We start from the raw sequence: 20,403 nt of genomic DNA on the forward strand, positions 1-20,403 counted from the left end.
GATAACGCTGTTAAACCATTTAAAAACCAAAAGGTATTAAACATGAACAATCAAATCATGGCCCAAGTCTATGGCGCGGAAACGGTTACCGTGGAAGGCACACGCTATTCGAAATTATGGATTGGCCAGCCGGTGACCGACCCCAATGCCCAAAATGCCAAAGGCATTGCGTTTATGGCCGTCAAGTGTGACGCCACCGTCTACGACGCGTTAAACCTGCCGTCTTACCCCGCCAATGTCACCCTCGACATTGAGCTGCGTAAAGGCAGCAAAAACAGCCTGACCCAGTATTGCACCGGCGTTCGGGTGAACGGCTCTGCGCCGTCACCGAAAGCCAAAGCTGGGTAAACCACCATGCAGATTTTGATTTGTAATGCGCCCCAGATCGACGCCAACGGCTACGCCAGTTGCGCCGCCTGGCAGTTGGCGGATTACGAATCGCTGGTACAGCAGCCAGATTTAACCCAGCTGAGCACCCTGTTCACTGAGTTTGATCCGGCGCTGTTTGGAATGATGCTCACGGCCTTCATGGTCACGTTCGCCGCTGGCCATGGCGTGGGCATTGTTTCTCGCTTGATGCAACGCACTTAACTTAATGAAGGAAATGATGATGAACATTCAAACACTCCAAAACCTGAAACAACACTCTCGCAAAGCGCTGCTCGTGACCGCCGGTACCGTGGCCAGCACCTCGGCCTTTGCCAACACCACCAACCCGAACGACACCGCCATCACCCAGGCATTCGATGCCGCTAAGAGCATGGTGACGTCCGGCTCAACCGGTCTGATCTCCGTGGTCGCGGTGCTGGTGGGTGTCGGCATCATCGTTGGTTTGATGAAAAAGTCCTGATGCTGGTGACCGTGCTGATCGGTGTGGTGTTTTGGCTGAGTTTTTTGTTCGGTTTCTACACCGGTCGCATTGCCTGATGGGGCAATTTTGAGGCCCTTCGGGGCCTTTTTTGCAGGTGCAGATTATGCGTTATCTATTTTTATTGTCTCTGTGGTTGTCATTCGATTTACATGCCTCATTGTCTGAGTCTTGCCCTTACGGCTATGAGGATGAATATAACGCGGCTCAGGGCTTTTTCACGGATGAAGAACGTTCACAATTTCCTCTGGCCAATGAACATCGAGTCTGTCATTGGGTTAAAACCGACTCAAAGGATTCCTACGGTAATTTTTTCTGGTATGCAGAGTGCGTCAACCGCCCCAATTGCGCTACCACGCCTACTGACGATACTGAAACAGGTGGTTGTTATCCTGACCAAGTAGACCCGGCCACTGGTTATTGTTTTGGTACAAAGGAATGCCCAGCGCCCGGCGGAGGTACTTACAGAGTGCCAGCCGGTTCAGCTTGTTCTGATTTTTGTCTTGGTTCTAATCCGTCTGATCCATCCAGTACGTCTCCTATCCATCGTTGTACCGGCCAGACCGGCGAGCAACCGTTGGACGGCTCCGGTTCTGATTTGACCGATGACGAATGGGCACAGCAAGAGTGTTCCACTTGGCAGTCGTTGGGCTATGAATGTGAAGTTGATCCGAATAAGCCGGATTGCGTTTGGCTTGGCAACAACGATGGCGGTTCGTTTGTAGGCACCCCTTCTTGTCGTGATGGTTCATACGATGGTGGCGATCCAGATAATTGGGATGGTGTTGAACACCCTGATTATCCAGATTCTTGTAATGACCAGTTCCAGCAGTACAAATGGCAATGCACGTTGCCCGGTTCAAAAATCACCCTGGTGTCTGCTCAGACGTGTGAGTTTCGCTGTACTCCGCCCAGTACCGATCCCGGTAATGATGGTGGCGATGGCAATCCCGATCCCGGTAACGGGGGTGGTGATGGCAATGACGACAATGATGATTCCGACAATAACAACGGCGGTGACTCGGGCGATGATGGTGACGGCAGCAACACCGGTGGTGGCAGCGACCAAGATCCAACCGGTGACGACCCATTGTCCATTGACGACTTTTCTTCCCTGCAAGAAAAAGTCGCTGAAAAGCGCGCAGAGTATTTCGAAGAGTTCGAGGAATACCGTGCCAAGTTTGCTGATCTGATCGATGTTTCGTCCGGCGGTGGCGGTTCACCCTTCGAGGACAACTACGTCGAGTTGTTCGGCGTTCAGGTCAATTTCGGTACGGCGATTCTAGAGCCGGGCCTGCGTTATTTACCCAGCATTATTCTGTTCTGCGCCATGGTTACGGGCGCATTCATTGTTTTAGGAGGTCCTAAATCATGAAACTGTTTCTGACCCTATTTTTTGTATTTTTCAGTGTTTCAACCCTGGCCGATGATTCCGGCTCAGCGGTGGAAGCACTGTCGTTGTATGAGTCCGTGTTTAGCACAGATTCCTACACTTGGATCGATACGTTTTTTGAGCGGGTCGCCGCTTGGCTGGTGCTGTGGTGGTTGGAAATCAAACTCTGGACCATTGCCTTTGGCTACGACATCGCCAAAGAGCTGATCGAGCAACTGGGCATTGTGCAGCAACTGGAGTCCTCCATTGCCGCACTCAATAACCAGACGTTCCGGCTGTTGGCCTACCTCAACATTTTTGAGGGCATCAACATCATTATGTCGTCCTATGCGACGCGCATGATTTTGGGGCTGATGTAATGACTGCCGTCATTCATCATGGCCCGCCGGGCAGTTATAAAAGTTTTGCCATTGTGCAGGACGTGGTGATCCCCGCACTAAAACAAGGCAGAACCGTGATCACCAATATTCGTGGTCTCAATTGTGTCGACACGATTGCCCAGACCATGAAAATGGATGTGCCAGACACAGCCAAACTGATCAACGTCAAACATGACAGCCAAGATGGCTTCGAGCACATGGCGCGGTTTTTTCAGTGGGCGCCCGTCGGTGCCTTGATCGTGATGGATGAGGGCCAGCGGGTCTATCCAACGCGATTAAAAAGCCTGTCTGTTTTTGATACCCCAGAGGATGAGCGCGAGCAGCTGGACAATGGCATTCAACGGCCCAGCACGGTCGAAAATGCCTTTGATCAGCATCGCCACATGAACTGGGACATTTACATCTCCACCACCAACATCGGCAAAATCCATAAGGAAGTCCGGGCCGTTGCCGAGTACGGCTTCCGTCATCGCGATCTGGCCGGTGTTTTACCTTGGTGGAAACACTGTTGGCGGGAGTTTAAACATGACCCAGAAACCAGCGGAAAATCCGTTAGTCACTACATCGGTACCCCAGTCAAACGCAAAGCCGACCTTAGAGTCTTCCAGTGCTACCAATCCACCGCCACCGGCACCGCTAAAGGGTCGAGCGAAAATAAAAGTATTTTTTCTGATCCAAAGCTTCGAGTATTTATGCTCCTGTTCGGCATTTTTTTCGCGTGGTTTTTACACAGCATTTTCTCGGCTGCGGACAGTTTTGATGACAGCGTTGCGCTGGTCGGCCAGGACGGTGGGCAAGTTATTACTGACACTGTTGGTGATGATCTTGCTGGCCAATCTGGCGCGCCTGCTGCTACGCACGATGTTGATGTAAGCCTTTCCCCAGCCGACGTCCAGCCAGCCGCCACCGAGCTGCTGCGCGGTCGTCAGCTGTATTTCACGGGCATGGTGCAAGGCATCCATTCCCAAACACTCTTTTTTGATCTGGTGAGCGAACAGGATTTTTTGAGCCTGACTCATCTGGATTTACAAGCGGCTGGATTCGTGGTGGAACGCCTGTCTGACTGCGTGGTGCGAGTCAGCACCCCGCAGCTCAGCCGTTACGCCGTCTGCAGCCCTGAACCCATTCAACGCGCCACACGCCAACCCATGTTGGTGAACGCGGCCACAGCACAATGACGATTATGAACCCGATTTACTTATTTATTTTGTTAGCAGCGGCATGCCTTGGCATGCAAGAGGTAGGCACCGCCGTAGGACGTGAGTCCTGGTGCGGTGGACAACAGCTGGCCGCTGCCAGTCTTTGTCCACGGCATGAACCTGCCCTGCTCACACCCTTAGCGCCGTTTGCGTCAGCACAGCGTGCTGACGGCCTGTCAGCCAGTGCGCCCGCCGACAAGCGCGCCGGAGCGAACAGCGACGAAGCGTCGTTCGGCGAAGCCCTGGCTCTGCAGTACGTCCCTGTAACACGTACTAATAAACCCACGTCAATCGACATACAGCTACACACAGCGACATTTTCATAAGGATTTGACCATGACCTCACTGAACCCATTTAAAGCAAAAACCTTCGAGCGTTTTGGCGATCACTTCGTAAACCAGTTCAAGACCGTGGACCTATCCAGCGTGCAGTTCGTGCATAGCGGAGTGGACACCCTCAAGCAGTTGTATGGCTGCAATTTGCGCATGGAAGTACTGGAGCAGCTGGAACACCACTACCAGACCTTCGACAGCGATTTGGTACACATCAACGGCTATGACTTCTTGCTCTCCAAAGGCTCAAAAAAGACCGGTTACCAATTCATCCTGAAAAACCTCGATGCCGGTTTTGTGGTGCTGATGAAGTCGTTTTATGTGGAAGCGGACCAGAACGGTTCCCACCTTAAAATCGAAGTCACCCCGCAAAAGCTGTATCAATCCACGCCTGAAGACCTTACCCAAGAGCTGAAGCAGTTAGCCTATGTGTTTGCCACCAACGTGGTGGAAAAAGGCGTAGCGGCTCACCTGTGTACCGACATGGTGGGCTTTGAGGTTCCAGAGGATTTTGAACATCGTCTGCAAACCTCCGCACGTCGTAACTTCAAAGTGAATGGGGTCTCCCATGCGGATTTCAGTCTGTCCGATGTGTCGGTGATTTACGGATCAACGGAAACCTACACCTTCGGTCAGTCCAGTGCCGTGCAAATGTGTCTGTACAACAAAACCGAAGAAGCGAGAAAAGGCGATAAGCTGCACTTCTGGGAACCCATCTGGTCCTCAGTGATGACCGGGTTTGATGGCGACGAATTAAAGCCTGCGTATGTCGAAGGGAATACTGTCAGAAGGCTGGAATTTCGCTTCCATCACAGCGTTATCGAAGACTTTGAACGCTTCGTACAAAACGAGAATCCCAATGCTCAGATTCGCAACTACGAACAACTGCAACAGCACCTCAGTGGTTTATGGCGCTATGCCTTAAACAACTTCCGGTTGATGGACGACAAAGGCTACGTGGACCCACTGTGGCAAGCCCTGGCTGACGACGTGGTGTTCTTCAACAGTGCCGCGGACTATATCTACAAACGCCAGTACAAAAAGCCCAGCAGTGAAGTGAACCATCGTCACATCGCTCACACACTCGGCAACTACATCAAGGTGTGCGCCCGACGCAATTACACCGCCGCGTTCGTGACCAAGAAAATACTGGAATTCGACATCGAAGCCGACTTGTGCAGTTATTTTGGGCTGTTGCAGTTCGGAGAATCAGAGCATTTACCCAGCGTGTTGGGAGCCTTCGTTCACCAACGCATGATGCAACACCGGTTAAATGGGGTGGGACGATGAACCAGAAATTAATGTCTGTCTCTGAATGGCGTGATCAACGCTTTATAGGTAAACCTCCGGCTTACTCCACCGTCAAACGCTGGATTAAGAACGGTGAGTTACCGGCAAAGCAGTTGGGTGGCACTTGGTATGTGATTGTCTCTGAAGAGCAAAACACAACCGGTGATGCCTTGGTAGATGCAGTGCTTAGGGCTCAATGATGGCGAGAAAGCGTTTACGGTCAAACGATGATTTGCCCGACAACCTGTATCGCTATGGTCGAAACAATGCCTATTTTCGCTATCGACATCCAGAAACTGGCGACTATCACCCGATGGGTACAGACAAGGTGCGTGCAGTAGCAGCAGCTAAGAAACTTAACCACATCCTGGTAAAGCCCTGTGACCTGGTCAAAGACGTGCTCAGTGCCAGTGAGTCTTCAGTTGCGGCTTGTATTGATCGCTATATTGCAGAAAGACAGTCCGTTGAAGACATGAAACCCTCAACGCTTAAGCTTGAAAACTATCGTCTCAATGCCATGCGCAAAGGGTTAGGTTACTTGTTGGCCAATGATGTGAGCGTTAAACACTGCGCTGAATGGTTAGACGGTTTTCAGGGCAATGCTTACACCAAGCATCGAGGCACACTGACCAAGGTATTCGCTTTTGCCGTGGCCAAGGGCATGATGACGGAAAATGTCGCTCTGCAAACATTAACGGCACCTAAGCTTGGCAACGAGAAAAAGCGCAAGCCATTGACCAAAGAATGGTTCGACCTGATTTATCAGACCGCACCAGAGTGGCTGCAGATCGCCATGCAGTTTGCTTTGATCACACTGCAACGTCGTGGTGACATCGTCAAAGTCCAATACAGCGACATTGTCGATAACCACCTGCATGTGGTGCAAGAAAAGACTGAAAAACATGGCCATCGAGCGTTTTTAGCCATTGAGATCGGAGACAGTTTGCAAGCTCTGCTGAATCAATCAAAGGCAGTGAAACCCACCAATTGCCCTTTTGTGATTCACCGTTTGCCGGCAAGACGCATCCCCTTCAAAGGGCAACAACATCATGGCCAAATTAGTGGTGAGTACTTGGGCAAAGCATTTAGCAATGCACGGGATCAACACGAAGTTTTCAAGAACATGCCAGCACAGCAACGACCGACATTTCACGAAATTAGAGCGTTAGGTGGGGCACTGTATCTTGAACAGGGTTTTAGCAAAGAATATGTGAATCTTTTGATGGGACACACCAGCCAAAAGATGACCGATGACTACACAGATCGTCATCAACAGTGGACATCATGCGCAGCTGATTTAGACATTAATCAGTGAGCTGATAACTACTGGATAAACGTAATCTATGTATAAAATTTAGATACAGACTTTCAGAAACAAAAACAGGCACCTGTAAGTGCCTGTTTTGTAAGGAATTCTTGGTAGGACTACCCAGATTTGAACTGGGGACCTCTACCATGTCAAGGTAGCGCTCTAACCAACTGAGCTATAGTCCTGAAGATGGCGCGTATATTAGCCAGCTCGCCTGCTCGATGCAACCCCTTTGTGGCAGTTTTTTTACCACTGCGTCATTTAGAGCGATGCTCAATTCTCTAGGTAAATCAGACGCTTACCAGCAGCGTACAGACTCTGGCCAGAGCCTGCACTGCAGCTCTGTGACGAGCCCAAGCTAGGCGCCTGAACGAGATGTGCCATTCGCAGCTGGCACATGGCTGGCTGGCAGAGTCACCGCCAAACGCTGAACACTGTTGATCCAACGCTCTATCTGCTCTTCTTTGGCGTTCATTACCGGGCCAAAATAGCGCACCGAGCGAACTTTAATGCCGACAAACTCCAGTATGGTGTGCTTCAACTGCTTAACCATGGGGTTGCCTTGAAACCATTTGTGCCACCACACCGGCGTATCTAGCGTCACCACCAGCTCAGATGTTCGGCCTTTTAACAGCTGTTTGGGCCAAGCTTTACCCTCAACATACTTGAAGGCATATCCGGGCAACAGGATGCGATCGAAGAGCCCTTTTAGCCGCGCAGGCATGCTGCCCCACCAAACAGGGGTGATCAGCACAATGTGTTCTGCCCAAGTGACTAACTGCTGGGTGTTTTCTAGGTCGGGCTCCAATGCTTGGATTTCGTCGTAGCCCTGCTGCAGGTCCAGCTCGAAATTCAACTCGCTTACGTGCAGCACTTGAACGTCATGTTCTTTTTCAGCGATCTGGCGATAACGCTCTGCTAATGCGCGACACAAGCTGCTGCTTTTCGGGTTGCCGTTGATAATCAGTACTCGACTCATAATGACTCCTCATTGGGTAGAGCCCCGAATACTAAACCTTGCCCTAAGGGTCAGAGTCAACGAGCGAATGTACTAGTCAATGCAACGGTCTATGCCAGCGCCTCGCCCTTGCGCCACACAGTCCGCTATTATCTGCTGGTAATGGTCGATCTGTTCTAGCTGCTGTGCCAACAGCCGCTGCTGGCGCTGCAGCTCTCTGCGTTTAACAACCAGAAGATCGTTTAACGCAGCCCAATTAAGGTCGTTTTCTCCAGCGGACAAAGACTGCAGTTCTGCCAAACTGACTCCCAAACGTTGGGCCTGTTTTATCAGCTGTACAAATTCTAAGTGCTCGGCTGAAAATATCCGATACCTCCCCTGTCTTTTCACATTGAGCAAGCCTAGAGACTCGTATAGCCGAATGGCTCTGGCCGATACACCGCTGCGTTTTTCTAATTCGCCAATAAACATCGATTTATTACTCAATCTCTGTGTTCGACGGTTGCCAAATAATGCCTAACTGGTCGGCATATTCGTGCAATGTCCCAAGCCCCATGGTTGCCCTACGCCGGTCAACTTGCTCCGGTTGCTCTATAGGATAAAACTGCAGCGCAGCATCGCCTTCTTTTTGCAGTTGCGTGCCATAGCGCTGAGGTTTTCCTTGATTGACCAGCATACGATCGGTCAGCAAAGCCAATGCAGGTCGGTCTAGATCACCCTTATGTACCGCTTGCTCAACGAGGGGGAAAAAGCGTTGTTGAAATTCAACATCGGCATGCTGAATCACTAAAAACAGCGATCTTGCCACCACGTCATCAAACCGCTTTTTGCTCGGCCATCCCCAGGTGTTTAAAACCTCTGCTGCCCAGCGGCGGTTCCGTTCATCGAGGGCTTGTTGCTGCTGCCACAGCTCTTTAACAGCGGCAGAGTTCGATGAGTCAGAGAGCGGGTGTTGTTCAAGATGTAGTTGAAGGTAGTGTTGCAGCTGTGATCGTATGTGCTGATCTTGGTTACGAACCGCCGTCGCTTGCTGCGTTATCCGCTGGATATCGTTGTCACTAGGCAGGTTATGATGCGCACACGCCGACACCAGCACGGATATGACAACCATGAGCTGCCGCAACAACACTGCTGAGCGCTCAGGTCGCTGGCGAGCATTACGCTCTTTCGAGCATAACTTCATGCCACTCTTGCCCTTTAAAATAACGCACATTTAAATAGTCTGTGCAGACGTTCAGACCTAAACGCTGACAAAGCTTCATGGCTGCACTGTTTTGCTTCAGGGTGTAGGCATAAAATTGCTGAACTCCCCATTGGGTTTCGGCATGGCTCATCAGTGCCTGCATACTTTCGTACATCAAGCCTTTGCCTTGCCAATCTGGGTTTAAGCCAAAACCAATGGCAGCCCGCGCGTGTGCCTCCATACGAATGCACGCAATACCAATAAATCTTTTGCTGTGTTTATCGATCGTTGCCAGCTGGTAGGACATGCGTGGCTTTTCGCCGATTTGCTGAACAAACAACTGCGTCAGATAGCGGTAATTCTCTGCGCGGCAGTCCTGTTCGTCATAATAGGTTTGATAATCTGAGCGCTGCGATAATGAGACAAAGTCATCTTCGTCGCTCAAGCGCATGTCACGTAGGATCAGGCGTTCTGTGGTGAGGCAAAACTCGCTCATGCAATCTTCTACCGTTTTATGCAGGATCATACCCAATGAATAGAGAGCCTCCAAGTGAGTGTATTGATGAACACCGCAACGATGTTTTTTACATGCCAGTCTTATAAAAATACGGTCGTTACAGGCACAGCTGTCACAAACACTGCCGTCTAACATAAACACTGTCGTCTAGCACAAGCTCTGCCGACTAAAGCAAACGCTGCTGTCTGGTACAAACGCTGCCTTTAACCACCAGAGCAGCGCTTGTTGAAAGTAGCGTCTAATCTGCTTTCATTGCCTGTTTGAATTCTTGCGTCAGCTGCATGCCGCGCACCGCAGGGCCAGACAAAGCGCTGTAGCTCACGCTGACCAACATCACCAGCACCGCTGTCACTAACGCATCGGACAACCAAGCCAGTAACAACAGCAGCGCCGAGCCCTGCTCAGCCATTGGCCACACAAACGTGGTATGACCGGTAATGGCGTGGGCCGCGATGGCTGCCCAAAAACCAAAGCAATAGGGACAATGCCAAGCCTGATACAGATACGCCAATGACCGGGGTAAGCGCTCAATAAAACCACTGAACCAGCTGCCCCACTCTGGTAATTTTTCCCAAAATAACATGTGACACGACCACACCAGCAACACCAGCTGCAGACTCATAACGCCAACTCCTGCACCGGCCGCACGCCTTGTACTTCCAAAAAATCCCCTTCATCGGTGTGGTGTGTGCGGTGTGTTATGTCGCGAAAGCCGAAGTCACGCAATAAAGCCTCGATGCCGGGCAGCATTTTCAATTGTTGATGCACGTCTAGGTCACCAAAGCTCGGAGTGTTGAGATCTTCGCACAGCCAAAAACGACCGCCGGGCTTGAGTGCTTGCGTGAGCCTTGTCATTGCGACTTCTGGCTGCTGCCAATGATGCAGCGAAAATGCCGCCACAATCAGATCTTGTGATGCTGGCATGACATCCAACTGCTCGGCCCCAGCCAGCGCAAAGCTCAGCTGCTCGGGGCCGATACCGGCTTGCTGCTGACGCTTATGTGCTCGCTCAATCATGGCTGCGCTTGGGTCCAGCGCCAATACCGTCACGTTTGGCTGGCTTTGAGCCAAACAGAGACTGAGAAACCCGCCGCCACAACCGATTTCTACTATGCGATGGCCAGGCCGTACGTTTGCTAACTGTGGAATAAGCTGGTGAAACGCCAGCTGCCCCCAGCGCTCGTCATAGTCGTGCGCATGTTCGTCACTCCAGTGCGACATATGTTGATCCTCGTTGCTGATGAGTTCGGCATAGTGTGCGCTGACGGCGACGTGTCCAACAGTGCTAGAATTGGGTGAAAATCGGCTTATTTTTCGCATTCACGAGCAAAGCAGCCCATGTTCCAGCAGGTTCAATCTGGCTACGCCTATATTGACAAACTACACAATGAAGATCATCACAGCCACGAAGATTACGTCCTCACACTGCTGCTGGCTGGCTATGTCACTTTAGACAATCAACAACCGGTACTGATAACACCAGGCTGTATGACGCTGGTGCCATCTGGCACTCCCCATGCGTTGCTCAGCGGGCAAGATATGCAAGTCCATTGGCTGAGCTTTTCTCTGGCCAGTCACTTGTCTGGCGAGCAACAGGAACTGATGCGTCCATTTCAGTTGGTACGCCAGGGGGCATTGCCGATCGTAAAAATCGAACCGCAACGACTCACCTGGCTTGCTTCGGTGTTTGAGCAATTACAAATGGCTCTGGAGCAGAACTTTCCAGCCACCGTCATTAATAGCTTGGTCACTTTAATCCTACACGAAGCGCGCTGGGCCGCTCAGGTGGATCACACCTCGCTCAGCCCGGATACGCATTTAGGCAAAGCCATGAGCTTTATTGAACAGCACAGTCAAGCCGCCATTTCGTTAAAGGACGTTGCCGCAGCAGTGCATTTAAGCCCTGCGCACTTGGCAACAAAAATGAAGCAGGCAACGGGTTACAGCGTTGGTCAGTGGATTATCAAGCACCGCTTGCGCCATGCATGCGAGCGTTTAGCAGGCACCGATCATCCAGTAGAAAAAATTGTCCATATGTTAGGCTGGAAGGACGTCACGCATTTTATTCGCCAGTTTAAAAAAGCTTATGGCGTAACGCCGGCTGCCTGGCGCAGGCAGCGACGCTAATACCGATGCGACAGCAAGCGCTGTTTATTTGCAAGACCTGTATTTGCAAGGCCTGTATTTGCAGGGCCGTTTCACGCAGCATCAGCTGTTGGTAATCACACCCTGCTTCATATCATGCAGTAAATCACGCCAGCGCGCCGCTTCTTCGAAGTTCAGGTCTTTTGCTGCTTTAAACATTTTATCCTCCACTTCACTGACACGTTTAACCAACTCGCTGGCATTTAAGCTGCGCCAATCATCATCGCCGTAGGCAGCAGCCTCCTCCGCCACTTTGCGTGTTTTATTCTTACCGCGGCCTTTGCCTTTTTTACCCGGTGGCGGCGCAGCTTCCAGAATGTCTTCCACCGATTTTTTCACCCCTTGCGGGGTGATGCCGTGCTCTTCGTTAAAGCGCACTTGTTTTTCGCGGCGGCGTTCGGTTTCGTCCATCGCTTTTTGCATCGCATCCGTCACGCGATCAGCGTACAAAATCGCCTTACCGTTGAGGTTCCGCGCCGCCCGTCCAATGGTCTGAATTAACGAGCGCTCTGAGCGCAAAAATCCTTCTTTATCGGCGTCAAAAATAGCCACCAGAGAGACTTCGGGAATATCCAGACCTTCACGCAGTAAGTTAATACCAACCAATACGTCAAACTCACCCAAGCGCAGATCACGAATAATCTCTACCCGTTCTACGGTATCAATGTCGGAGTGCAGATAACGCACGCGCACATTTTGCTCCAGCAAAAACTCGGTGAGGTCTTCCGCCATACGCTTGGTCAGCACAGTGATCAAAATGCGCTCACCTTGTGCCGCGCGCTCGTTCACTTCGTGCAACACATCGTCCACCTGGCCCGTGGCCGGGCGCACTTCCATCAAAGGGTCCACCAGCCCAGTGGGGCGCACCACTTGCTCAACCACTTGGTCTTGATGTTCATTTTCATAAGCGCCGGGGGTGGCAGAGACAAATACACATTGTGGGACGATTGACTCCCACTCTTCAAAACGCATGGGGCGATTATCCAGCGCCGACGGTAGACGAAAACCAAACTGCACCAGCGTCTCTTTGCGCGAGCGGTCGCCGCGGTACATGGCACCAATTTGCGGAATCGTCACGTGGGATTCGTCCACAAACACCAAAGCATCGTCGGGGACGTAATCAAATAAGGTCGGTGGCGCTTCGCCTTCGCCGCGGCCTGACAAATAGCGTGAATAGTTTTCGATGCCAGAGCAGTAACCCAGCTCCTGCATCATCTCAATGTCGTATTTGGTGCGCTGCTCCAAGCGCTGAGCTTCGACCAGCAAATTGTTATCACGGTAATAGGTCAGCCGTTGTTCCAATTCCAATTTAATGCCATCAATGGCGTCTAAAATGCGCTGCCTAGGGGTGACGTAGTGGGTTTTCGGATAAATAGTGACGCGCGCCAAGCGACTGAGCACTTCACCGGTGAGCGGGTCGAAACTGGATAGTTGCTCCACTTCGTCGTCAAACAATTCAATGCGGATGGCTTCTTCATCGGATTCTGCCGGAAATACATCGATAACTTCGCCGCGCACGCGATACGTGCCGCGGTGAAAGTCCATGTCGTTGCGGGTGTACTGCAGCTCGGCCAAGCGGCGCAAAATGCTGCGTTGGTCAATTTGATCGCCACGCACCAAATGCAGCATCATCTTTAAATACGAGTCCGGGTCGCCCAAACCGTAAATCGCCGATACCGTTGCCACGATAATGGCATCACGGCGCTCCATCAGCGCCTTGGTCGCAGACAAACGCATTTGCTCAATGTGCTCATTGACCGAGGCGTCTTTGTCGATAAAGGTATCCGACGAGGGTACATACGCCTCAGGCTGATAATAATCATAATAAGAAACAAAATACTCGACGGAATTGTTCGGAAAAAATTCCTTAAATTCGCCGTACAATTGCGCCGCCAGCGTTTTGTTATGGGCCATCACAATGGCCGGGCGGCCACAGCGTTGAATGACGTTGGCCATGGTGTACGTTTTACCGGAACCCGTTACCCCCAGTAAGGTTTGCTTTAACAGACCGGCATCAATACCTTTGACCAGCTGTTCAATCGCCGTTGGCTGATCGCCCGCTGGTTGGTACTTGGAAGACAGTTCGAATGCTTTGCTCATCAGGATTCCAGTAGTACAGAATATGGTTTAAGATTATACGGTTTTTTTGCTGGCAGCCGCGACGTCTCATGACCTGCAAACGGCCGCTGCAGACCAATGACCTGACGCTCATTGTTTGCCCAGGCCGAGGCTGTCTCACCCACTGCGTCAAAGAGGATACACACTTTGGACCTGCAATTGTCTGATCGCGTTCAACAGATCAAGCCTTCCCCTACGCTGGCAGTAACCAATCGTGCTGCCGAGCTGCGAGCGGCTGGCAAAGACATTATCGGCCTGGGCGCCGGTGAACCGGACTTCGATACCCCGGAGCACATTAAGCAGGCGGCCATTGACGCAATCAATAATGGCTTTACCAAATACACCGCCGTCGATGGCACCCCCGCGTTAAAACAAGCCATCATCGACAAATTCAAACGCGATCAAGGGCTGGACTACCAGGCCAATCAAATTTTGGTGTCGTGCGGCGGTAAGCAAAGCTTTTTTAACCTGGCATTAGCACTGCTCAACCCAGGTGATGAGGTGGTGATTCCAGCGCCGTATTGGGTGTCTTACCCTGACATGGTGAAAATCGCCGAAGGCGTGCCTGTGGTGATTGAAACCGACCAAGCATCGCGCTTTAAAATCACGCCAGAGCAATTGCAGCAAGCCATCACCGCCAAAACTCGTTTGGTGGTGTTGAACAGCCCATCCAATCCATCGGGTGTGGCTTACACCGAGAGCGAGTTGAAAGCCTTGGCCGAGGTATTGCTGCAGCACCCGCAAGTGCTGATTGCTACCGATGATATGTACGAACACATTTTGTGGGCCGAGGGTGGCTTCCACAACATCGTCACCGTTTGCCCAGAGCTGTACGAGCGCACTTTGGTGATGAACGGCGTATCCAAAGCCTACAGCATGACAGGTTGGCGCATCGGCTATGTCGGTGGCCCGGCCAAGCTGGTGGGTGCGATGAAGAAGATTCAGTCGCAAAGTACCTCCAACCCCACCTCCATTGCTCAAGTGGCAGCAACGGCCGCCTTAAATGGTGATCAAACCTGCGTCGCCGATATGCTCAAAGCGTTTAAACAGCGTCACGATTATGTGGTCGCGGCACTGAATGAGCTGCCGGGTGTGGAATGCATCAACAGCGACGGTACTTTCTATGCCTTCCCTAGTTTTAAGGGCGCGATGCAAGCGGCTGGTATCGACAGCGATGTGGATTTTGCCGAAAAGCTGCTTAACGAAGCAGAGGTGGCATTAGTGCCTGGCTCAGCTTTTGGCACGCCAGGGCACATGCGCCTGTCCTACGCCACCTCAATGGAAGTGCTGGAAAACGCCATTGCCCGCCTGAAAGCCGCACTGAGCTGAGTGCTGAGCTCGCTGTAGCACCGAGCTGGCGCGAAGCAAAAAAGCCGATGCAAATGCATCGGCTTTTTTATTGCGCTCAGTTTAAGAATGCCGAGCTTACCAGTCCAAGGTTTCTTTAATAAATGGAATGGTCAAACGGCGCTGCGCACAGAGCGATGCCTGATCGAGTCTTTCCAGCACATCAAACAGCCCTTGCGTGTCTTGCGGCCCACGCGTCACCAAAAAGCGCGCTACTTCCTCACTGACATTCAAACCACGACGATGAGCGCGCAGCAGCACGGCTTGAACCAAATCGTTTTGTTCCAGCGGCTCAACTTGGTAGACCATGCCCCAACTCAGGCGCGAGGATAAATCTGGCAATGCCACCCCGACTCGGGTCGGCGCGGCATCGGCGGCGATCAGTAAATGGCTTTGCCGATCACGAATGCGGTTAAACAGATGGAATAAGGCTTCTTCCCAATCGCTGCGCCCGGCCACCGCCTGCAAGTTGTCCAGCGCTACCAACGGCAATTGGTCCAAACCGTCCAGCACTTCAGGGCTGTACTGCGCTAGCTCATCTAACGGCAGATAGACACTTTGATGACCCAAACCCTCGGCATAGTGACACGCCGCTTGCAATAAATGGCTGCAGCCAACGCCGGCACTGCCCCAAAGATACAAATAAGGCTCGCCATTCACCGTCCATTGCTGCTGCAGTGACTGCACCACTTGCGCATTAGGGCCATCGTAGAAATTGGCAAAGCGTGCGTCGTCGCGCAGCGATACCGACAACGTCAGTTGTTGATGATGTGTTACGGATTTAGCCACTCTACCACCCCAGGCTGACCGGTTTGCTGTAAACGGTTATCCAGTGATAACACGCCCCATACCTGCGCCCAAGGGGCAGCTAACTGCAGTTTCAGCTGCAATTGATCGCCATCGACACGCACCACCTGAGCATCGTCGATGGCGACGTTGGCTTTCAAATAATTAAGCAATGCTTGGTAGTCGGCAAACTGGCGCACGCCATTGACCAGCAGTAAAAAGCCGTTGTCTGCGGTTACCTGACGCCGCACCGCATACTGGCTGGCAAAACGATCGGCCACCACATCCGCCACCAAACGCATGGCATCGGCGGCATTACCCGCCACCGCACTGACCGGCTGCCAACGCTGTTGATGCCAAAGTTGGCCGCTGTAGCGCCACTGGCCGGCCACGGCAGATAAACGACCAGCCAACACTGCATCGCTGCGATAGCGCTCACTGGCACTTTCAATGCGATCGCTAAATAGCCCCCACACGGCCTCCACCGGCAGTGCCAACTCATCCTGCAAATCCAGTGTTGGCCACAATACTGGCAAACCACGTTCCGCCATGGCACGGTCGCCTTGCACCCGCCACAGCGAGGCGTCTTGTCCCAGCAGCAACCTTAATGGGCCATCTTCCACCGCTTGCCAGACCAGCACCAACGGCCGCGAGCGCCCCCAAACGGGCAACTGTGCTTGCACCAGCGCCTGATCAATTAAATGACTGGCAAAACGCACCTGCAGCAGCAGCGCATCGTCGACAGGATCGCGTGTGTAACTGAAGCTTTCCACCAAGCGTTGCGGGTCGGCCAGCGTCGGTTGTAGCGCTTTGCTGGCAATGGCATCACGACTGCCGGACACTTTCACCAACACTTGCTGCAACGCCTGCCCCAGCCCCTGGCGACGACTGGCGTCGGATTGATCTTCCACCATGACGTTGGCCTCATACAGGCCAGACACGGAGACGGCCTGCGCCGGTGCAATCCAAAGCACCCACAGGCTGGCAATAACGGTGAGTAGCGCTGCGATTCGCACGCATCGGCTCCCAGCTGCTCAAATTGAGCGGCTATTTTGCCACGACGTGTAAATTTAACCAGTACCTTTGTCACATCCGCTCGCCTTTCAATCGCCGTTGAACGCCACACAACTTGACCACCTCATCAGCTTTGTTGAGTTTTTGAACGCCAATCAGATAAACGGCACATTTATCTGGCGGATATGGCGACGAATCCTGCCAGCCGGGATGCAGCGCGACGGACAAATCGTTAGAATACGCGCCAATTTTGGCCCTGCTGGCACACGTGCAACAGGGCTCGCCGGTTAACCGGGCCCCGCCAGGGCCGAATCTACGAGTACATCCGCATGAGTGAAAAACAGTCCCTCAGTTACAAAGATGCTGGCGTCGATATTGATGCTGGCAATGCGCTGGTTGAGCGCATCAAGGGGGTGGCCAAGCGCACCCGTCGCCCGGAAGTACTGGCTGGCCTTGGCGGCTTCGGCGCATTGTTTGAATTGCCGCAAGGCTACCAGCAGCCGGTACTGGTGTCTGGAACCGACGGCGTCGGCACCAAGTTGCGCCTGGCGATGGACCTCAACAAGCACGACACCATCGGTATCGACCTAGTCGCCATGTGCGTCAACGACCTGGTAGTGGCAGGCGCTGAGCCGCTGTTTTTCCTCGACTACTACGCCACTGGCCAATTGAACGTGGATGTTGCAGCGGCGGTGGTCGAAGGCATCGGCGTAGGCTGTGAACAAGCAGGCGCCTCTTTGGTAGGCGGCGAAACGGCCGAAATGCCAGGCATGTACGAGGGCGAAGATTACGACTTAGCCGGTTTCTGCGTAGGTATCGCGGAAAAAGATCAGCTGATCGATGGCAGCAAAGTGCAAGCCGGCGACAAACTGATCGCTCTGGCCTCCAGCGGCCCACACTCCAATGGCTATTCGCTGATTCGTAAAATCATTGATGTCGCCGGCGCTGACCTCAGTGCCGACCTCGATGGCCACAGTATTGCCGATGCTCTGATGGCACCGACACGCATTTATGTGCGCTCGGTCCTCAAGCTGATCAACGCCAGCGATGTGCACGCCCTTTCGCACATTACCGGTGGCGGCTTTCAAGAAAACATTCCTCGTGTTTTGCCAGACGGTTGCAAAGCCGTTATCGACACCAACAGCTGGCAATGGCCTGCGGTCTTTAACTGGCTGCAACAGCAGGGCAATGTCGCCACTGCAGAGATGTTCCGCACCTTTAACTGCGGTGTTGGCATGATCATCGCGGTACCAGAAGACAAAGCCGATGCCGCGGTGGCACTGCTTAACGCCGAAGGCGAGCAGTCGTGGATTATTGGTGAACTGGCAAGTCGCGCCGACGGCGAAGACGCCGTTGAATTTGTGGGCCAGCGTGCATGATTGAAGAACGCAGCGCCGAGCAGGAAGAAAAACCTCGCCTGGTGATTCTGATCTCTGGCAGTGGCAGCAATATGGAAGCCATTGCCGATCAGGTGCGCAAAGGTGATATCGACGCCGACATCGCAGCGGTAATCAGCAACCGTCCGGACGTCGCCGGCTTGCAAAAAGCCAAAGACCGCGATCTGCAAACGCAGCTGGTCGATCACACGCAATTTGCCAGTCGCGAAGAGTTTGACGTGGCGCTGATGCGCGCCATTGATGAGTATCAGCCTGACCTGATCGTTCTGGCGGGCTTTATGCGCATCCTAACGGCGGACTTTGTGCGCCGCTACCAAGGCCGCATGCTCAACATTCATCCGTCGTTGCTGCCGCACTACCCGGGCCTCAACACCCATCAGCGAGCGTTGGATAATGGCGATGCCAAACACGGCGTTACGGTGCACTTTGTCACCGAAGAGTTGGATGGCGGCCCCAATGCCATCCAAGCCGAAGTGCCTATTTACGATGGTGACAGTGTCGATAGCTTGCGTGCACGAGTGCAGCAGCAAGAGCATGTGATCTACCCCATAGCAGTCAAATGGTGTGTGCAAGGCCGCCTGAGCACCGATGGCAAAGCCGCGTTTTTGGATGGAACACAGCTTCCAGCCACTGGCGTGGTATTGACCAGCTAAGCCGTCGCCAAGCCTGTGCGGTGACGCTATAGTGGGCGCCTCATACGGAGGTGCCCATGTTCCATCGCTACCTAACAAGTTTGTGTTTGCTGCTGCTCAGCGGCTGGTCAATGGCCGATGCCACGCTCATTCCTTATCAGGCTGACTACACCACAGAATGGAAAGTGGGCTGGTTCAGCATCGACATCGACGCGCAACGCACCCTCAAGCAGCTGCCGGACAACCAATGGCAGTTATCTTTCCATGCCGAAACCGGCGCCGCGGCACTGACTGAAACCTCGGTGTTGTCCTATGCCAACGGCCGCCTATGGCCACAACACTATCAGTATCGCGCCAGTGGCTTATTCAACGAAAACGACCGCACACTGTCTTTTGATCACACCCAGCAACGTGTCATGGATGCTGAGTTGGACGACAAAATCTACAGCAACGGCTGGATTGCCCTAGAAGACGACGGCCCGTTGATTGCACCGCACGATAATCTGACGTACATGCAGCAAGCTGCCCTCGATTTGGCCGCAGGCGCGCAAGAGTTTGCCTATCCGGTGTTTGAAAAAAACAAAAGCAAGGTCTTTCGCTTTGCCGTAGTGGCCGAAGAAACGCTGGAGACCGCCATCGGCCCCTTAGCCACGGTCAAAGTCCAGCAGCTGCGCAGCAGCAACAAACGCCAGATATTTGCCTGGTTCTCCAAACAACACAATTACACACTGGTACGCTTGGTCGATCGAAAAGACGGTAAAAAGCGCTACCAGATCGACCTGCAACGCATCGACATGCAGCCGCTCAGCGCCAATGAGCCTGACGAGCAATAACCACGCAGGTTTTTCCTGTCTGGCAGCTGACGCGCCTGCGGCCCTCGGTTACACTGCGCCACCGCACAGATTTGCCATAGGACCCCCGCATGCGACTCAGCGACCGCGACATAGAACAGCGCCTGAATGACGGTAGTATCAGCATCACACCAGCGCCCTCTCCACAAGCCATTGCCGGTATCAGTGTTGATCTGCGCCTCGATCACCGCTTTCGCGTGTTCAGCAACAACTCGGTCACGCACCTGGACCTGTCGGGCGATCGCGACCAGCTAGAGCGCGACATCGATCGCATCATGAGCAAAGAAATCGAAATTGCCGAAGGCGATGCCTTGTTCATTCATCCAGGTGAACTGGTACTCGGTGCCACCCTAGAAGCCGTGCAGATTCCTGACGATTTAGTGGGCTGGCTGGACGGCCGCAGCTCCTTGGCGCGACTGGGGTTGATGGTGCACGTAACCGCCGGGCGCATTGATCCAGGCTGGGAAGGGCAAATCGTGTTGGAGTTCTACAACAATGGCAAACTGCCGCTGGCGCTGCGTCCTGGCATGGTGATTTGTGCCATGTCGTTTGAAACCCTCACCAGCCCTGCCATTCGTCCGTACAACAAACGCGTCGACGCCAAGTATCGTGGTCAACAGGGCGCCGTGTTTAGTCGCATCGCCAAGGATTAACAGACGCCCAATCGGTTAAAAAACCAACAA

General features: G+C 52.9%; 25 protein-coding genes and 1 tRNA gene. 16 read left to right on the top strand and 10 right to left on the bottom strand.

From position 1 onward, the window contains the following. Positions 1-42: 42 nt before the first annotated feature. The 10 genes from CHH28_RS17405 to CHH28_RS17455 all read left to right on the top strand — a co-directional run bounded on the left by CHH28_RS17405 (position 43) and on the right by CHH28_RS17455 (position 6,778). Entirely contained in the window at positions 43-348 is a 306-nt protein-coding gene (locus CHH28_RS17405; RefSeq protein WP_094061512.1) for a hypothetical protein, read from the top strand. Between the two features lie 6 nt (positions 349-354). Then, positions 355-591 (top strand): hypothetical protein, encoded by a 237-nt coding sequence (locus tag CHH28_RS17410; protein WP_094061513.1) that lies wholly within the window; start codon positions 355-357, stop codon positions 589-591. A gap of 19 nt (positions 592-610) precedes the next feature. Further along, complete coding sequence (locus tag CHH28_RS17415; RefSeq protein WP_094061514.1) at positions 611-850, top strand: hypothetical protein; 240 nt, start codon at positions 611-613, stop codon at positions 848-850. Positions 851-974: 124 nt separating this feature from the next. Continuing rightward, positions 975-2,243, top strand: a complete 1,269-nt coding sequence (locus tag CHH28_RS19970; RefSeq protein ID WP_157729986.1) for a hypothetical protein — start codon at positions 975-977, stop codon at positions 2,241-2,243. After that, complete coding sequence (locus CHH28_RS17430) at positions 2,240-2,620, top strand: DUF2523 family protein (RefSeq protein WP_094061517.1); 381 nt, start codon at positions 2,240-2,242, stop codon at positions 2,618-2,620. Before CHH28_RS19970 ends, CHH28_RS17430 begins: the two co-directional genes overlap by 4 nt. Then, the gene (locus CHH28_RS17435; RefSeq protein WP_094061518.1) at positions 2,620-3,819 is read left to right on the top strand and encodes a zonular occludens toxin family protein; all 1,200 of its coding nucleotides are present in this window, start codon (positions 2,620-2,622) and stop codon (positions 3,817-3,819) included. The genes CHH28_RS17430 and CHH28_RS17435 overlap by 1 nt, the downstream gene beginning before the upstream one ends. A gap of 5 nt (positions 3,820-3,824) precedes the next feature. After that, positions 3,825-4,166: a hypothetical protein gene (locus tag CHH28_RS17440; RefSeq protein ID WP_157729987.1), complete on the top strand. Its 342-nt coding sequence runs from the start codon at positions 3,825-3,827 to the stop codon at positions 4,164-4,166. A 10-nt stretch (positions 4,167-4,176) separates the two neighbouring features. Next, positions 4,177-5,463 (top strand): hypothetical protein, encoded by a 1,287-nt coding sequence (locus CHH28_RS17445; RefSeq protein WP_094061520.1) that lies wholly within the window; start codon positions 4,177-4,179, stop codon positions 5,461-5,463. Next, the gene (locus CHH28_RS17450; protein ID WP_094061521.1) at positions 5,460-5,663 is read left to right on the top strand and encodes a helix-turn-helix domain-containing protein; all 204 of its coding nucleotides are present in this window, start codon (positions 5,460-5,462) and stop codon (positions 5,661-5,663) included. Before CHH28_RS17445 ends, CHH28_RS17450 begins: the two co-directional genes overlap by 4 nt. Beyond that, entirely contained in the window at positions 5,663-6,778 is a 1,116-nt protein-coding gene (locus CHH28_RS17455) for a tyrosine-type recombinase/integrase (protein WP_199243937.1), read from the top strand. Before CHH28_RS17450 ends, CHH28_RS17455 begins: the two co-directional genes overlap by 1 nt. Positions 6,779-6,880: 102 nt before the next feature. Here CHH28_RS17455 and CHH28_RS17460 read toward each other — a convergent pair. The 7 genes from CHH28_RS17460 to CHH28_RS17490 all read right to left on the bottom strand — a co-directional run bounded on the left by CHH28_RS17460 (position 6,881) and on the right by CHH28_RS17490 (position 10,651). Further along, positions 6,881-6,957, bottom strand: a tRNA-Val gene (locus tag CHH28_RS17460). Between the two features lie 173 nt (positions 6,958-7,130). Then, positions 7,131-7,751, bottom strand: a complete 621-nt coding sequence (locus CHH28_RS17465; RefSeq protein ID WP_094061523.1) for an NAD(P)H-dependent oxidoreductase — start codon at positions 7,749-7,751, stop codon at positions 7,131-7,133. 72 nt (positions 7,752-7,823) lie between these two features. Continuing rightward, a complete protein-coding gene (locus CHH28_RS20430; RefSeq protein WP_094061524.1) occupies positions 7,824-8,201 on the bottom strand; it encodes a MerR family transcriptional regulator in 378 nt (125 codons plus the stop codon). Between the two features lie 7 nt (positions 8,202-8,208). Beyond that, a complete protein-coding gene (locus CHH28_RS17475; protein ID WP_094061525.1) occupies positions 8,209-8,913 on the bottom strand; it encodes a DUF6624 domain-containing protein in 705 nt (234 codons plus the stop codon). After that, on the bottom strand, positions 8,888-9,409 hold the full coding sequence (locus CHH28_RS17480; RefSeq protein WP_157729988.1) for a GNAT family N-acetyltransferase: 522 nt from the start codon (positions 9,407-9,409) through the stop codon (positions 8,888-8,890). The genes CHH28_RS17475 and CHH28_RS17480 overlap by 26 nt, the downstream gene beginning before the upstream one ends. 259 nt (positions 9,410-9,668) lie before the next feature. Beyond that, positions 9,669-10,052 carry a hypothetical protein gene (locus tag CHH28_RS17485; RefSeq protein ID WP_094061527.1) on the bottom strand — a complete coding sequence of 128 codons (384 nt, stop codon included), beginning with the start codon at positions 10,050-10,052 and terminating at the stop codon, positions 9,669-9,671. After that, a complete protein-coding gene (locus CHH28_RS17490; RefSeq protein WP_157729989.1) occupies positions 10,049-10,651 on the bottom strand; it encodes a class I SAM-dependent methyltransferase in 603 nt (200 codons plus the stop codon). The genes CHH28_RS17485 and CHH28_RS17490 overlap by 4 nt, the downstream gene beginning before the upstream one ends. A gap of 117 nt (positions 10,652-10,768) precedes the next feature. Here CHH28_RS17490 and CHH28_RS17495 point away from each other — a divergent pair, with 117 nt between their 5' ends. Beyond that, positions 10,769-11,557, top strand: a complete 789-nt coding sequence (locus CHH28_RS17495; RefSeq protein WP_094061529.1) for an AraC family transcriptional regulator — start codon at positions 10,769-10,771, stop codon at positions 11,555-11,557. Between the two features lie 81 nt (positions 11,558-11,638). Here the strand turns inward: CHH28_RS17495 and uvrB are convergent, their stop codons facing one another. Continuing rightward, positions 11,639-13,675: an excinuclease ABC subunit UvrB gene (uvrB, locus tag CHH28_RS17500; protein ID WP_094061530.1), complete on the bottom strand. Its 2,037-nt coding sequence runs from the start codon at positions 13,673-13,675 to the stop codon at positions 11,639-11,641. A gap of 165 nt (positions 13,676-13,840) precedes the next feature. On the opposite strand from uvrB, the gene CHH28_RS17505 reads away from it, so the two are divergent. Next, a complete protein-coding gene (locus tag CHH28_RS17505; RefSeq protein ID WP_094061531.1) occupies positions 13,841-15,022 on the top strand; it encodes a pyridoxal phosphate-dependent aminotransferase in 1,182 nt (393 codons plus the stop codon). A gap of 96 nt (positions 15,023-15,118) precedes the next feature. On the opposite strand, the gene hda is transcribed toward CHH28_RS17505, so the two are convergent. Continuing rightward, positions 15,119-15,829: a DnaA regulatory inactivator Hda gene (hda, locus tag CHH28_RS17510; RefSeq protein ID WP_094061532.1), complete on the bottom strand. Its 711-nt coding sequence runs from the start codon at positions 15,827-15,829 to the stop codon at positions 15,119-15,121. Next, on the bottom strand, positions 15,814-16,842 hold the full coding sequence (locus CHH28_RS17515) for a DUF2066 domain-containing protein (RefSeq protein WP_094061533.1): 1,029 nt from the start codon (positions 16,840-16,842) through the stop codon (positions 15,814-15,816). The genes hda and CHH28_RS17515 overlap by 16 nt, the downstream gene beginning before the upstream one ends. Positions 16,843-17,169: 327 nt before the next feature. Between CHH28_RS17515 and purM the strand changes: the two genes are divergently transcribed. From purM to dcd, 4 genes are all read left to right on the top strand, one after another. Then, on the top strand, positions 17,170-18,219 hold the full coding sequence (gene purM / locus CHH28_RS17520) for a phosphoribosylformylglycinamidine cyclo-ligase (protein ID WP_094061534.1): 1,050 nt from the start codon (positions 17,170-17,172) through the stop codon (positions 18,217-18,219). Further along, positions 18,216-18,890, top strand: coding sequence for a phosphoribosylglycinamide formyltransferase (purN, locus tag CHH28_RS17525; protein ID WP_094061535.1), 675 nt, complete (start codon positions 18,216-18,218; stop codon positions 18,888-18,890). The genes purM and purN overlap by 4 nt, the downstream gene beginning before the upstream one ends. Positions 18,891-18,946: 56 nt before the next feature. Beyond that, complete coding sequence (locus tag CHH28_RS17530; protein ID WP_094061536.1) at positions 18,947-19,702, top strand: DUF3108 domain-containing protein; 756 nt, start codon at positions 18,947-18,949, stop codon at positions 19,700-19,702. A gap of 89 nt (positions 19,703-19,791) precedes the next feature. Further along, positions 19,792-20,373: a dCTP deaminase gene (gene dcd, locus CHH28_RS17535; RefSeq protein ID WP_094061537.1), complete on the top strand. Its 582-nt coding sequence runs from the start codon at positions 19,792-19,794 to the stop codon at positions 20,371-20,373. Positions 20,374-20,403 lie beyond the last annotated feature (30 nt).

The organism is Bacterioplanes sanyensis (assembly GCF_002237535.1).
GTDB classification, from domain to species: Bacteria; Pseudomonadota; Gammaproteobacteria; order Pseudomonadales; family Oceanobacteraceae; genus Bacterioplanes; species Bacterioplanes sanyensis_A.